General features: G+C 70.9%; 14 protein-coding genes, 3 pseudogenes and 1 riboswitch. Of the genes and pseudogenes, 12 read left to right on the top strand and 5 right to left on the bottom strand.

Annotation, left to right across the window (positions count from 1 at the left end; genetic code table 11):
• The first annotated feature begins 2 nt into the window (after positions 1–2).
• On the top strand, positions 3–374 hold the full coding sequence (locus QMK30_RS12425) for a hypothetical protein (RefSeq protein WP_502963124.1): 372 nt from the start codon (positions 3–5) through the stop codon (positions 372–374).
• Between the two features lie 92 nt (positions 375–466).
• Here QMK30_RS12425 and QMK30_RS12420 read toward each other — a convergent pair whose 3' ends face one another.
• Positions 467–772, bottom strand: a complete 306-nt coding sequence (locus tag QMK30_RS12420) for a type II toxin-antitoxin system Phd/YefM family antitoxin (RefSeq protein ID WP_283517636.1) — start codon at positions 770–772, stop codon at positions 467–469.
• 79 nt (positions 773–851) lie between these two features.
• On the opposite strand from QMK30_RS12420, the gene QMK30_RS12415 reads away from it, so the two are divergent.
• The 4 genes and pseudogenes from QMK30_RS12415 to QMK30_RS12400 all read left to right on the top strand — a co-directional run.
• On the top strand, positions 852–1496 hold the full coding sequence (locus QMK30_RS12415) for an ATP-dependent Clp protease proteolytic subunit (protein ID WP_283517635.1): 645 nt from the start codon (positions 852–854) through the stop codon (positions 1494–1496).
• Positions 1497–1502: 6 nt separating this feature from the next.
• Positions 1503–1831, top strand: a pseudogene (locus tag QMK30_RS12410) (hypothetical protein).
• A 326-nt stretch (positions 1832–2157) separates the two neighbouring features.
• A riboswitch (cyclic di-AMP (ydaO/yuaA leader) is annotated at positions 2158–2330 on the top strand.
• Between the two features lie 3 nt (positions 2331–2333).
• On the top strand, positions 2334–2810 hold the full coding sequence (locus QMK30_RS12405; protein ID WP_283517634.1) for a C40 family peptidase: 477 nt from the start codon (positions 2334–2336) through the stop codon (positions 2808–2810).
• Positions 2811–3096: 286 nt separating this feature from the next.
• Positions 3097–3626: pseudogene (locus QMK30_RS12400) on the top strand (LysR family transcriptional regulator substrate-binding protein); the annotation flags it as partial.
• A gap of 97 nt (positions 3627–3723) precedes the next feature.
• Here QMK30_RS12400 and QMK30_RS12395 read toward each other — a convergent pair.
• Entirely contained in the window at positions 3724–4179 is a 456-nt protein-coding gene (locus QMK30_RS12395) for an ATP-binding protein (RefSeq protein ID WP_283517633.1), read from the bottom strand.
• Between the two features lie 228 nt (positions 4180–4407).
• On the opposite strand from QMK30_RS12395, the pseudogene QMK30_RS12390 reads away from it, so the two are divergent.
• Positions 4408–5187, top strand: a pseudogene (locus tag QMK30_RS12390) (helix-turn-helix domain-containing protein).
• On the opposite strand, the gene QMK30_RS12385 reads toward QMK30_RS12390, so the two are convergent.
• Positions 5162–6313, bottom strand: a complete 1152-nt coding sequence (locus tag QMK30_RS12385; RefSeq protein ID WP_283517631.1) for an 8-amino-7-oxononanoate synthase — start codon at positions 6311–6313, stop codon at positions 5162–5164. The pseudogene QMK30_RS12390 and the gene QMK30_RS12385 overlap by 26 nt on opposite strands.
• A gap of 143 nt (positions 6314–6456) precedes the next feature.
• Between QMK30_RS12385 and bioB the strand changes: the two genes are divergently transcribed.
• The 5 genes from bioB to QMK30_RS12360 are packed head-to-tail and all read left to right on the top strand — an operon-like array spanning position 6457 to position 10707.
• Positions 6457–7599 (top strand): biotin synthase BioB, encoded by a 1143-nt coding sequence (gene bioB / locus QMK30_RS12380; RefSeq protein ID WP_283517629.1) that lies wholly within the window; start codon positions 6457–6459, stop codon positions 7597–7599.
• Entirely contained in the window at positions 7592–8884 is a 1293-nt protein-coding gene (locus QMK30_RS12375; RefSeq protein WP_283517627.1) for an adenosylmethionine--8-amino-7-oxononanoate transaminase, read from the top strand. Before bioB ends, QMK30_RS12375 begins: the two co-directional genes overlap by 8 nt.
• 42 nt (positions 8885–8926) lie before the next feature.
• Entirely contained in the window at positions 8927–9619 is a 693-nt protein-coding gene (gene bioD / locus QMK30_RS12370; RefSeq protein WP_349362065.1) for a dethiobiotin synthase, read from the top strand.
• A gap of 10 nt (positions 9620–9629) precedes the next feature.
• Positions 9630–9974, top strand: a complete 345-nt coding sequence (locus QMK30_RS12365; protein WP_283517625.1) for a VOC family protein — start codon at positions 9630–9632, stop codon at positions 9972–9974.
• 58 nt (positions 9975–10032) lie between these two features.
• A complete protein-coding gene (locus QMK30_RS12360; protein ID WP_283517623.1) occupies positions 10033–10707 on the top strand; it encodes a class I SAM-dependent methyltransferase in 675 nt (224 codons plus the stop codon).
• Positions 10708–10842: 135 nt separating this feature from the next.
• Here the strand turns inward: QMK30_RS12360 and QMK30_RS12355 are convergent, their stop codons facing one another.
• Positions 10843–11214: a fic family toxin-antitoxin system, toxin component gene (locus tag QMK30_RS12355; protein ID WP_283517621.1), complete on the bottom strand. Its 372-nt coding sequence runs from the start codon at positions 11212–11214 to the stop codon at positions 10843–10845.
• On the bottom strand, positions 11211–11438 hold the full coding sequence (locus QMK30_RS12350) for an antitoxin (protein WP_283517619.1): 228 nt from the start codon (positions 11436–11438) through the stop codon (positions 11211–11213). Before QMK30_RS12350 ends, QMK30_RS12355 begins: the two co-directional genes overlap by 4 nt.
• A 344-nt stretch (positions 11439–11782) precedes the next feature.
• On the opposite strand from QMK30_RS12350, the gene QMK30_RS12345 reads away from it, so the two are divergent.
• Positions 11783–12568 (top strand): ABC transporter ATP-binding protein, encoded by a 786-nt coding sequence (locus QMK30_RS12345; protein ID WP_283517618.1) that lies wholly within the window; start codon positions 11783–11785, stop codon positions 12566–12568.
• The last annotated feature ends 8 nt before the right edge of the window (positions 12569–12576 follow it).

Genomic DNA, 12576 nt, shown 5'->3' with positions numbered 1-12576 from the left:
TGGTGGGGCTGACCGTACTGGCCATCGGCGCGGCCGTGGCGGGGTGCGCGGCGCTCGTCGGGCGTGCGGGGATCGGGCTCGGATCGCTGCTTATGGTGCTGATCGGGAACCCGTTCTCGGGCGTCACGAGCGCGCCGCAGCTGCTGCCGGAGCCGGCCGGGGCCATCGGCCGGTGGCTGCCACCCGGCGCGGGCGGATCACTGCTGCGGTCGGTCGCCTTCTTCGACGGAAGCGCCGCAGCGACGCCGCTTCTCGTGCTCGGCCTGTGGGCCGCACTCGGCCTGACCGCCGTACTGGTGGGCGGGCGGCGCAGGGCGGCGGAGACTCCGGCAGGCGTCGGCGCAGCCGCGCCGCAGGCGGTCCCGGTGGGCTGACACGCACGACGTCCTACCCGTACGCCGCCCACGCAGGGCCGGCCGTGTGTCCCCGGCGCAATGGACGGGGGCGCACGGCCTTTTGTGTGCGCTCAGCCCTCGCGGTGGCCGCCGCCGCGCTCGCCACTCTGCTCACCGCGGTGCTCGGCGGCGATACCGAAGCGGCGCCGTTCGCCCGGAGCGGACGCGAACGAGCCGATGGCGGAGACGGAGCTGATCACCTGCTCCTCGACCACCGCCGCATCGCTTTCGAGTCGCTGCAGGTCAGCGGCGGAGACCAGCGCCACGAGCGGCTTCCCGTGACGTGTCACGACCACCCGCTCCCCGCCGTACACCACGCGGTTGATCAGCTCGGCGAGCTCTGCTCGGGCTTGCGTCACCGGAATCTCATAGGCCATGCTCCCCATATTACGGCTTGTACGTCCTGTACATTTTCTACAGAGAGTGAGCCCGAGCAGCATGAGGAGAGCCACTGCCATGCACCGCACTTCCGCCGCCTCCGCGCGCTACGTACTGCCCGAGTTCACCGAGCGCACCGGCACCGAGACCCGAACCACGGACCCGTACTCCAGGCTGCTGGAGGAGCGGATCGTCTTCCTCGGAACGGCGGTCGACGACACGGCGGCCAACGACGTGACGGCGCAGTTCATGTACCTCGAACACGCCGCCCCCGACCGGGACATCTCGCTCTACATCAACTCCCCCGGCGGCTCGTTCACCGCCATGGCCGCGATCTACGACACGATCCAGTTCGTCACCTGCGACGTGGAGACGATCTGCTTGGGCCAGGCGGCATCCTCGGCCGCCGTGCTGCTCGCGGCCGGCGCCCCGGGAAAACGCCTCGCCCTGCCGGGCACCCGGGTGCTCCTCAGCCAGCCCCTCATCGACCAGCCCCTGCACGGCCAGCCGTCGGATCTGGAGATCGAGGCGCAGGAACTGCTGCGCATGCGCGACATGGTCGCCGGGATGCTGGCGCGCCACACCGGGCAGAGCCTTGAGCGCATCGGCGAGGACATCGAGCGCTACAAGATCTTCGACGCCGGCGCCGCCGAGGCGTACGGCCTGGTGGACCACATCGTGCAGAGCCGCAAGGATACCCGCGACTCCTCCTCGCCGAGGTGAGCCGCGATGCCGCTGCCCGAGCTGCCCCCGCTGCCCGCACTGACCGCACTGACCGCACTGACCCGCGCCGAGGGTGAGTTCGTCGACCGCTTTCTCGAAGTGGTCGATCTGCTGGGACGGATCAACCCGGCGCGCGCCACGGACGCCTATGGGGCACTGCGGGCCACGCGGGCTCTCGCTTCGAAGGGGCTCCCGCACTGCGGGACGCCCTCACCCTGATGCACGAGCGGGGCGAAACCCGGGTACACGCCGCCACCCTGGCGCGGGCGCTGCGCGTGCTCGACGGGGAGCGGCGCTCGGGCCGGGTCACCGCGCCACCGGTTTCATCGAGTTGACGGCGCTCGGCTCGGCCCGCGAGCCGGTCGTCGTACGACACACGCTCCCTCAAATGGCGTAGTCAACGCTGGGACAGCAGTACCGCTCGACTTGCACATCTCACCTACGCGCCAACCGGAATGAATCACTCCGCCGCTGGTTCCGCCGTCGCCACGCACCGACGGCGGTGGACGCGAACACCCCTGTCCACCCGAACGGGTCAGTGGTGAGGAGCCTCACATAACGTCGTTTCAGCTCGGAAAACAGACGGGTCTGGGTCAAGATCCCTAGGACGACAAGCCCCTGCCACACGGCGGGGCGGTCCGGGTGGACGCTGAGTCCTGCCGCCTCCCGGATGCCTGGTCGACAGAGTGCAACGGCAGGAGTGGAGGACCCAAGCGCGTCGGGGTGGCCTGTTCACCAGGCCGTCCCTTGGGGTGAAGCCGCTTGACGCGGCCGGACATCTTCGCCTGTCCGAACCCGACAGGTCATCCTTCACAGGCGGCTGACGAAGGGTTGCGCATGACTGCGCAGATGAATTTTCCGTCGCTGATGACCAGAACCGGAGCGGCTTCGGCCCTCACCATTGCCGTAATGGGCGCCTCGATGCTGGTGCCAGGAGCCGCCAATGAGGCGCAGGCCGCCCCGGCGCACTCGACGAAGGCACTGAAAGTGGCCGCGTCGAAGAAGGGGTCCCCGTACGGGTACGGGGCAGCGGGTCCCAACCGGTTCGACTGCTCGGGGCTGACGCTCTACTCGTTCAAGAAGGCGGGCAAGCGCCTGCCGCGCACCGCACAGTCGCAGTACAACAAGACCCGCCGCGTCTCCTCCTCCAGCAGGGTCCGCGGCGACCTGGTCTTCTTCCACTCCGGTCGGAACGTCTACCACGTGGGCATCTACGCCGGCAGTGGCAAGATCTGGCACTCCCCCAAGCGCGGGTCCGTGGTGCGGCTGGAGAAGATCTGGTCCAAGAGCGTCTGGTACGGCAGGGTGCGCTGACCGACCCCGACCCCGGCCCCACCCCGGTGACGGGCCTGGGCGGTCATGGCGACGGTGCTGTCCGCCTTACGACCTCGGGGGCAATAGTGCGCGGGCTCCCGACGCCCTGCGACTCCGCCTCCGGCGTTGTCGTCGGTCGACGCCGCTCGCTGATCCACGCTCCATTGCCCCCGAGGTCGTTAGCCATGACCGCCCGCCCGTCGCCGGACCCGCCCGAATTCCCCGGCGGCGCGGTCACACCGCCTCTTGGTCTGCCTAAAGAAACTGCTGGGGGTCGGCCGCCCCGGGTGTCACCGCGGTGGCGGCCGGCGAGGCTACCTGGCTCTGACCCACAGTTACGAACCGGCGCCGACCGTGCCACTGCCCTCCGGGGTGGCGGCGGAGCGGCTGCCGGTCGAGGAGCTGGTGCTGGTGACGGCGCCCGGCCATCCGCTGGCCGGAGGCTCGGAGCGGCTGCGCCTGGCGGACCTGGCCGGCCAGCCACTGATCAGCAGTGCGCCGAACCATCCCCGCCAGGGTGTGGAGGCTGCGCTGGCCGCGGCGGGGGCGACGTCGGCGGTGGTGTGCGAGTCGCCCGGGTACGCGCTGGTGTGCGCGCTGGTCAGCGCGGGGCTCGGAGTGCCCGAGATGGTCGCCGCGATGGCGACGACCCCCGTGGGATCGCGGACGCTGGCGGACGCCGGACTGCGGCGCACCATCTCGGTCGTGCACAGGACCGGCGAACGGAGCCCGGCCGCGGACACTCTGCGGGCCCTGCTGCGCGGCGTGTTCGGGCGGGCCGCCGGTACCGGCCGAAGCGGTGCCGGTACCGGCTGAGCACGGTCCACGACCGGGACCGCCCCGGCTGAGCACGCCGCACGAGCGGGCAAGCAGCCCCGAGCACCAGGCCGTTCAGGCACGCCCCCGGTCGGGACTACGCCTGGACGGGCGTCTGGGCAGGGGCGCGGACCGGCGCGGTCCACGGCAGCGCGATCCAGACCGTCTTGCCGCCCTCGGCCGTGGGGGTCACGGACAGCCGTCCGCCGAACTCCGCGGTGAGACAGCGAATGATCACCATGCCGCGCCCGTTGTCCTGCTGGACCGCGGCGGGAAGCCGCTTCGGCCACCGAGGGTGGCTGTCGGTTACGCCGATGCGCAAGCGCTCGTCCCGTTCCAGCTGTACGTCCACGGTGAAGGTGGGCGACTGGCCGAGCGTGTGCTGCACCGCGTTGGTGGCAAGCTCCGAGACGATCAGCCGGACCATATCGGCGGCATCGGAATCCGGCGGCATGCCCCAGCCGCCGAGAGTCTCCGCGACGTATCTCCGTGCCGCGGAGACCGAGGCTGGATCGCTCGGCAGAGTGACGGATGATTCCTGATGGTCTGCCATGGCGACGCTGTCCCTTTCCCACCGGGGCCGGACTCCGACTCGTAGCGGATGCAACTTCGAGGGCGGCCTCGGATTGTGCTCTGCGCCAGAGTGACACTGATGGTGCCGTGATAGGTGGCGATCCTCCAAGATATGCATAAATCTGTCGCTCGAAGCGGTGAACTCTGCTACGCGAGAACGTATTTGGGTTCCGGAATGGCGCATCGGCGCGGGGCGGAGGGAGTCAATATGCAGAAAGGTCCCGCGGTGCGGCGACGCAAGCTGGGGGGAAGAGTGCGCGGGCTGCCCTGACCGCGCCGGGCTGACCAGCCCGGAAGCCGCCTGTCTGGTCGGGTGGCACCAGTCGAAGGTGAGCAGGATCGAGACGGGGCGCAGTGCCGTGAAGGCCACCGACGTGGCCCGATTGCTGCATGTGTACGAAGTGGGCGATCCGCAGCTTCGGGCGTTGCCGGACGCGTTGGCCGGCTCCGTGAACGACTCGGGAAGCCATTGGTGCACGCCTATCGGGGGCTGCCGCCGCCGCAGTACCGGGACTTCATCAGCCTGGAGCTCCAGGCGAGTTCGGCGCGCACGCTGGAGAACACCGTGGTTCCGGGGCTGTTGCAGACGCCGGACCACGCGCGGGCGGTGACCCGGGCCGCGCGGGACGATCCGTCGGCGGAGGAGGCCGACTCTCTGGTGGAGGTGCGCCTGGCCCGCCAGGAAGTACTGCGGGCCGATGGCCCGCTGCAGTTGAGCGCGGTCCTGGACGAGGCGGTACTGCGGCGACAGGCGGGCGGCCGGGGGACCATGACACACCAGCCGAGGCAGTTGCTGGAGTTGGCGCAGCTGCCTCATGTCCGCTTACAGGTTGTGCCTTTCGCTTCCGGCGGGCATATCTATCTCACCGGCCCTTTCGCTATCTTCTCCTTTCCGAACATTGCCGATCTGGAGCTTTCTGTCGGCCATACGAAAACAGGCCATCGGCCAGTGCTGTTGAGAGTCACCCGGTGGGCGCGGTCCTGCTGATCGTGCCCACCGCCTCTTCGATCTGCTGGTCGGTCAGGTCGGCGCGCGCCGTGAGCCTGAGGCGGGAGATCCCGTCGGGCACCGACGGCGGACGGAAGCAGCCCACCACGAGCCCGGCCGCACGGCAGTCGGCCGCCCACCGCACCGCCGCATCCGGCGAGGGCGCCAGGACCGACACCACGGCGGCGTCGGGGCGTACCGCGGTCAGGCCCGCGTCGGTCAGCCCGCGGTGCAGGGCGGCCGCCACCGCTCGGGCGCGCGCTGCCAGTTCCGGTTCCCGGCGCAGCAGCCGCACACTCGCGAGGGCCGCACCGGCGGCGGCCGGGGCGAGCCCCGTGTCGAAGATGAACGTACGGGCCGTGTTGACCAGGTGGTCGATGACCTTGGCCGGGCCGAGGACCACCCCTCCCTGGCTGCCCAGGGACTTCGACAGGGTGAGGGTCGCGACCACACCGTCCGCGCCCGCGATCCGGGCCGCGTCGAGGGCGCCCCGGCCACCGTCGCCCAGCACCCCGAAGCCGTGCGCGTCGTCGACGACGAGAGCCGCCCCGTACGCGCGGCAGACCTCGGCCAGCTCCACCAGTGGCGCCGCGTCGCCGTCCACCGAGAACACCGAGTCGGTGACGGCCAGCGCACGGCCGTCGTGCGCGTCGAGCGTCTTGCGCACGGCGTCGGGGTCGGCGTGCGGCACGACCGCCGTATCGGCGCGCGAGAGGCGGCAGCCGTCGACGATCGACGCGTGGTTGAGCGCGTCGGAAACGATCAGCGAGCCGTGGCCACTGAGCGCGGTGAGGGCCGCGAGGTTGGCGGCGTAGCCGGAGGACAGGACGAGGGCCGCCTCGAAGCCGCAGAACGCGGCGAGTTCCCGCTCCAGCTCGGCGTGCAGCTCGGTGCTGCCGGTGACCAGCCGTGATCCGGTGGCGCCCGCGCCCCAGCGACGGGCGGCCCCGGCCGCCGCGGAGGTGACCTCCGGGCGGTGGGTGAGCCCGAGGTAGTCGTTGCTCGCGAGGTCGAGCAGGGCGCTCTCGGCGGGCCGCGGACGCAGCGTCCTGACGAGTCCGGCCGCCGCGCGCAGCCGCGCCTGCTCGTCGATCCAGCCGAACGGTGCGAACGGTTCCTGCGGCATCGGTGAGTCCCTATTGTAGGCAGCCCACAGACACTAGCGGTGGGCACGTGAGGGCAGGGTGTGGCAATACCCACACCTCAAGACCGTGCTCTTGTGTGATTCCACCTTGGCCAGGGGCGGTGCCGTGCGCCAGGATCAAGGCCATGGATCTGCTGAACACGCTGGTGGACAAGGGGCTGCGGCGCGAGCTGCCGACCCGCGAAGAAGCTCTCGCCGTGCTGGCGACCTCCGACGACGATCTGCTCGATGTGGTGGCCGCGGCCGGGAAAGTACGCCGCCAGTGGTTCGGGCGGCGGGTGAAACTCAATTACCTCGTCAACCTCAAGTCCGGCCTGTGCCCCGAGGACTGCTCGTACTGCTCTCAGCGGCTCGGCTCCAAGGCCGAGATTCTGAAGTACACCTGGCTGAAGCCCGACGAGGCGTCGAAGGCCGCGGCCGCCGGGGTGGCGGGCGGCGCGAAGCGGGTGTGCCTGGTCGCGAGCGGGCGCGGGCCGACGGACCGTGATGTCGACCGGGTCTCGAAGACCATCGAGGCGATCAAGGACCAGAACGGGGACGTCGAGGTGTGCGCCTGCCTCGGTCTGCTGTCGGGCGGACAGGCGGAGCGGCTCCGGGAGGCCGGCGCGGACGCCTACAACCACAACCTCAATACGTCCGAGTCGACGTACGGGAAGATCACCAGCACCCACACCTATGCCGACCGGGTGGATACCGTCCAGCAGGCCCAGGCCGCGGGTCTGTCCGCCTGCTCCGGGCTGATCGCGGGCATGGGCGAGAGCGATGAGGACCTCATCGACGTGGTCTTCGCGCTGCGCGACCTGGACCCGGACTCGGTGCCGGTCAACTTCCTGATCCCCTTCGAGGGGACACCGCTCGCCGAGGAGTGGAACCTCACCCCCCAGCGGGCGCTGCGCATCCTGGCGATGGTCCGGTTCGTCTGCCCGGACGTGGAGGTCAGGCTCGCGGGCGGGCGCGAGGTGCATCTGCGCACGATGCAGCCGCTCGCGCTGCACCTGGTCAACTCGATCTTCCTCGGCGACTACCTCACCAGTGAGGGCCAGGCGGGCCAGTCGGACCTGGAGATGATCGCGGACGCCGGCTTCGAGGTGGAGGGCACGGACACCACGACGCTGCCGCAGCACCGCGGCGGCGGTTGCGCATCGGCGTGCGGCGACGACCCGGCGGAGGTCGAGACCCAGGCCGCTGCGGAGGTGCCTGCCGCCCGTACGGACCTGGTGTCGGTACGCCGCCGGGGCGCAGGGACGGACCTCGCGCCCAATGCCTGAGCCGCTCACCCCAGCCGAGCTGCTGCGTCTTGACCGCGAGCATGTGTGGCACCCGTACGGTCCGATGCCGGGCCGGGCGGAGCCGCTCCTGGTGGAGTCCGCATCGGGGGTACGGTTGAGGCTGGCCGAGCCCGCGCACGGTCAGGACGTGCTGATCGACGGCATGTCGTCCTGGTGGTCAGCGATCCACGGCTACAACCACCCCGCGCTCAACGAGGCGGCGCGCGGCCAGCTCGACAAGATGAGCCATGTGATGTTCGGCGGGCTCACCCATGAGCCCGCCGTGCGGCTCGCCGCCAAGCTGGTGGAGATCACCCCCGAGCCGCTCCGGCATGTCTTCCTCGCCGACTCCGGTTCGGTTTCCGTCGAGGTCGCGGTCAAGATGTGCCTCCAGCACTGGCGCTCGGTAGGCCGGCCGGCGAAGCAGCGGCTGCTGACCTGGCGGGGCGGTTACCACGGAGACACCTGGCAACCCATGTCGGTGTGCGACCCCGAGGGCGGGATGCACGAGCTGTGGCAGGGGGCGCTGCCGCGGCAGGTCTTCGCGGACGCGCCGCCTGCCGAGTACGACGAGACGTACGCCGCGCATCTCGGTGACCTGATCGCCCGGCACGCGGACGAGCTGGCCGCCGTGATCGTGGAGCCGGTGGTGCAGGGCGCGGGCGGGATGCGGTTCCACTCCCCCGCGTATCTGCGGGTGCTGCGCGAGGCGTGCGACGCGCACGACGTGCTGCTGGTCTTCGACGAGATCGCGACCGGTTTCGGCCGTACGGGCACCCTCTTCGCATCCGAGCACGCGAGTGTCTCGCCCGATGTGCTGTGTGTCGGCAAGGCGCTGACCGGCGGTTATCTGACGATGGCGGCGACGCTGTGCACCTCGCGGGTCGCCGATGGCATCTCGCGCGGTGAGGTCCCTGTGCTCGCGCACGGCCCGACGTTCATGGGCAATCCGCTGGCCGCGGCGGTCGCCTGCGCCTCGATCGACCTGCTCATCGGCCAGGACTGGCAGGTGGAGGTCAAGCGCTTGGAGTCCGGGCTGCGCGAGGGTCTGGCCCAGGCGGCGGAGCTGCCCGGAGTGCGGGAGGTACGCGTACTCGGCGCGATCGGCGTCGTACAGCTGGACCACGACGTGAACATGGCGGCGGCGACGCGGGCCGCGGTGCGCGAGGGCGTGTGGCTGCGGCCCTTCCGCGATCTCATCTACACGATGCCGCCCTATGTGACGGGCGACGAGGACCTGGCCCGCATCACCCGGGCGGTGTGCGCGGCCGCGTCGGCGGCGTAAAGCCGTTTCTTCCCCCTGCAACACCCCCCACGAGGAGCACGCATGGCCGTCATCGTCGTCACAGGCACCGGGACCGGCATCGGCAAGACCGTCGTCACCGCGGCCCTCGCCGCCGCCGCCCGCGCGCAGGGCCGCACGGTCGCCGTGCTCAAGCCCGCACAGACCGGACTGGCCCCCGGTGCGCCGGGTGACGCCGACGACGCCGTGCGGCTCGCGGGTGAGGGTGTGCTGGGCGTCGAACTCGCCCGGTTCCCCGAGCCGTTGGCCCCCGCGACCGCCGCCAGGCGCGCCGGTATGCGCCCGGTGCTGCCGCGGGACGTGGCGGAGGCGGCCGAGAAGCTGGCGGCCGAACACGACCTGGTGCTGATCGAGGGCGCGGGCGGCCTGCTCGTGCGCTTCGACGACAAGGGGGCCACGCTCGCCGACGTCGCACGGCTGCTCGACGCGCCCGTTCTGGTGGTCGTCCCCGCCGGCCTCGGCACCCTCAACGCGACAGCCCTGACCGCCGAGGCCCTGCGGGCGCGAAAGCTGGAGCAGCTGGGCGTCGTGATCGGCAGCTGGCCCCGGCAGCCTGATCTGGCCGAGCGCTGTAATCTGACGGACCTGCCGGAGGCCGCGGGCGCCCCGCTGCTCGGTGTGGTTCCGCAGGGCGCGGGGGCCCTGGCACCCGAAGTGTTCCGGGGGCGCGCCACCGATTGGCTCGCGCCCCGGCTCGGCGGCACCTGGCGCCCGTAAAGTGGTCTCCATGCGAGCTCGGGTCGACGAAATCGTCTTCGACTGCGCGGCGCCGGCCGCCCTGGTGCGGTTCTGGGCCGCCCTGCTGGGCGGTGATCCGGTGGACCGCGGCGCGGACTGGTCCTTCATCGACCCGCCGGGGTTCACCCGGATCGCCTTCCAGCGTGTGCCGGAGGGCAAGGCCGTCAAGAACCGGCTCCACCTGGACCTGGCGGCGGGCGACATCGACACGGCGAGCGCTGAGGCGGTGCGGCTCGGCGCGACCCTGTCGGGCTCCGTCGTCACCGACGAGAACGGGGATTTCCAGGTGCTGCTGGACCCCGAGGGCAACGAGTTCTGCTTCGTGAGCGGCTGACCCGCCGGTACGGGGGCAGAATCGGGTGACGCGACCACGACCGCCTCAGGAGTCCGTGATGGCACTGCGCCGCAACAAGTTTCCCCGAGACGCCGTCCACCATCCGCTTTTCGCCCGTGTCTACGCCCGGCTCAGCGTGGCGGCGGATCTCAGGGGCGGGGTCGCCGCGCACCGCGAGGAGCTGCTCGTCGGGCTCTCGGGGCGGGTCATCGAGATCGGCGCGGGCAACGGGCTGAACTTCGCGCACTACCCGTCGGCAGTCTCCGAGGTGGTGGCGATCGAACCGGAGCGGAGTCTGCGCCGGCTGGCCGCGCAGGCGGCTCTCGACGCGGATGTCCCGGTGGCCGTGGTGCCGGGCGCGGCGGAGGCCCTGCCGGTCAAGGGCGAGGCGTACGACGCGGCCGTGGTGTCACTGGTGCTGTGCTCCGTACGGAACCTGCCGTGCGCCCTCGCCGAGATCGCACGGGTGCTGCGGCCCGGTGGGGAGCTGCGCTTCTTCGAGCACGGCATCGGCGAGAGCCGGTCCCTGGTGGTGACCCAGCGCGCGCTGGACCGCACCGTGTGGCCGCTGCTCTTCGGCGGCTGTCACACCGCGCGCGACCCACTGGCCGCGATCGCGGCGGCCGGTTTCGAGATCGAGCGGCATCGGCGGCTGTACGTACCGAAGAAGGGCATCAGGCTGCCGTCGTCGCCCTGTGTGCTGGGGGTCGCGCGCAAGCCCCACACCCTCTAACGACCTCTCCCGCGATACGGAGCGGGCTCCCGGCGTCCTGCGACTCCGCTCGCTGATCACTCCCTACCGCGGGGGAGGCCGTAGGGGGGGGTGCCCGGTCGATCTCCGTGGTGTCGCGCGCAGGCCCCACAGTCCCTAGAGGCTCCACTGGCGCAACTCCTCGGCGATGGTGTGGACGTCCGCCTTGCCTTCCTTCACCAGTCTGGCCAAGTCCCGTACCTGCTCGGGCGAGGTGACGACCTTGAGGCCGCAGGCGACGAGGTAGCCATAGGCGACGGCCGAAGCGAACATCGCGTTGGAGCGCTCCAGGGCCGGTACGTGCAGCAGTAGTTGGAGCAGCGCGGCGGCGCGCGCGTGCGGGTCGCTGTAGACCGGGATGCCGAATATCTCAGAGTCGTGCCGGGCCACGGCGGCGACCAGCGCACCCCAGTCGATGACCTGCGGGTCACCGGGTGTCTTGTGCTCGGCGATCATGAGGAGCCAGGCGAGGTCGATCTTCAGAGTCAACGCTTGCCTTCGTGCTCCGTGCCGAACTCCTCGGCGAACACCGATTCGTACTGCTTCATGAAGTCGGACGCGGCCTCGACGAAGGTGCGCCCCGCCTCTCCGGCGTCCTGCTTGACGAGCTCCTCGATGTAGCGGTTCACGCTCATCCCGCGTTGGAGGGCGCGCTGGCGCGCGGCCTCGGCTGTGGTCTCGTCCACCCTTACGTTCAGCTGTGTCTTAGCCACCCCATCACGCTAGCGCGACAGTGCTAGCACCGGCAAGTGGGCCCGGACGCCGAATCCGCTCTTGTCCCTTACGACCTCGGGGGCAATGGAGCGTGGATCAGCGAGCGGCGTCATGCGGCTTCGCATCCAAGGCGGAGGAGGGAGGCGACGCAAGGCGTCGTCGACCGACGACAACGCCGCAGGCGGAGTCGCGGGGCGTCGGGAGCCCGCGCACTATTGCCCCCGAGGTCGTTACACGGACCCGGCGCCACACCGACCTCACGACGGATACCCATCGCGCCTCCTGCCCTCTACTCTCATCAGCTGTACGGGAGTTGACTCTGCCGCGCCTCCGGGAGGCCACCTTGTCCACACCTGCGGCCGCACGCGCCGAGGAACCGGCGCCGCGCGATGCCAAGGACGCGGCACGCGCGCGGGGGCTCACGAAGGCGTACGGCACGGGCGAGACGGCCGTGATCGCCCTGGACTCCGTCGACGTCGACATCGCGCGCGGCCGCTTCACCGCGGTCATGGGCCCCTCCGGCTCCGGGAAGTCGACCCTGATGCACTGCCTGGCCGGGCTCGACACCGTCTCCGCGGGGCAGGTGTGGCTCGGCGACACCGAGCTGACGGGCCTCAAGGAGCGCGAGTTGACGCGGCTGCGCCGGGACAAGATCGGCTTCATGTTCCAGTCGTTCAATCTGCTGCCCACGCTCTCGGCCGCCGAGAACATCACGCTCCCCATGGACATCGCGGGCCGCAAGCCCGACCAGGAGTGGCTGGCGCGGGTGATCGACACACTGGGGCTGCGCGACCGCCTGGGCCACCGCCCCACCCAGCTGTCCGGCGGCCAGCAACAGCGGGTGGCCTGCGCCCGCGCGCTCGCCTCCCGGCCCGAGCTGATCTTCGCCGACGAACCGACCGGCAATCTCGACTCGCGGGCGGGCGCCGAGGTGCTGTCCTTCCTGCGCGAGGCGGTCGACGAGCTGGAGCAGACGGTCGTGATGGTGACGCACGACCCGGTCGCCGCCGCCCATGCCGACCTGGTGCTCTTCCTCGGCGACGGCCGGATCGTCGACGACATGCCCTCGCCCACCGCCGAGGCGGTGCTGGAGCGTCTGAAGCGTTTCGACGGCATCCGCAAGACCTGAGGAACGGG

Source organism: Streptomyces sp. H27-C3, assembly GCF_030063415.1.
Taxonomy (GTDB): Bacteria; Actinomycetota; Actinomycetes; order Streptomycetales; family Streptomycetaceae; genus Streptomyces.
This window is presented reverse-complemented; position numbering and strand designations above follow the sequence as displayed.

What these genes read in the sequence shown, in the direction of transcription:
- QMK30_RS12420 (WP_283517636.1), bottom strand. Translation starts at nt 772, where the DNA reads ATGGCCTATGAGATTCCGGTGACGCAAGCCCGAGCAGAGCTCGCCGAG.
- QMK30_RS12415 (WP_283517635.1), top strand. Translation starts at nt 852, where the DNA reads ATGCACCGCACTTCCGCCGCCTCCGCGCGCTACGTACTGCCCGAGTTC.
- QMK30_RS12405 (WP_283517634.1), top strand. Translation starts at nt 2,334, where the DNA reads ATGACTGCGCAGATGAATTTTCCGTCGCTGATGACCAGAACCGGAGCG.
- QMK30_RS12395 (WP_283517633.1), bottom strand. Translation starts at nt 4,179, where the DNA reads ATGGCAGACCATCAGGAATCATCCGTCACTCTGCCGAGCGATCCAGCC.
- QMK30_RS12385 (WP_283517631.1), bottom strand. Translation starts at nt 6,313, where the DNA reads ATGCCGCAGGAACCGTTCGCACCGTTCGGCTGGATCGACGAGCAGGCG.
- bioB (WP_283517629.1), top strand. Translation starts at nt 6,457, where the DNA reads ATGGATCTGCTGAACACGCTGGTGGACAAGGGGCTGCGGCGCGAGCTG.
- QMK30_RS12375 (WP_283517627.1), top strand. Translation starts at nt 7,592, where the DNA reads ATGCCTGAGCCGCTCACCCCAGCCGAGCTGCTGCGTCTTGACCGCGAG.
- bioD (WP_349362065.1), top strand. Translation starts at nt 8,927, where the DNA reads ATGGCCGTCATCGTCGTCACAGGCACCGGGACCGGCATCGGCAAGACC.
- QMK30_RS12365 (WP_283517625.1), top strand. Translation starts at nt 9,630, where the DNA reads ATGCGAGCTCGGGTCGACGAAATCGTCTTCGACTGCGCGGCGCCGGCC.
- QMK30_RS12360 (WP_283517623.1), top strand. Translation starts at nt 10,033, where the DNA reads ATGGCACTGCGCCGCAACAAGTTTCCCCGAGACGCCGTCCACCATCCG.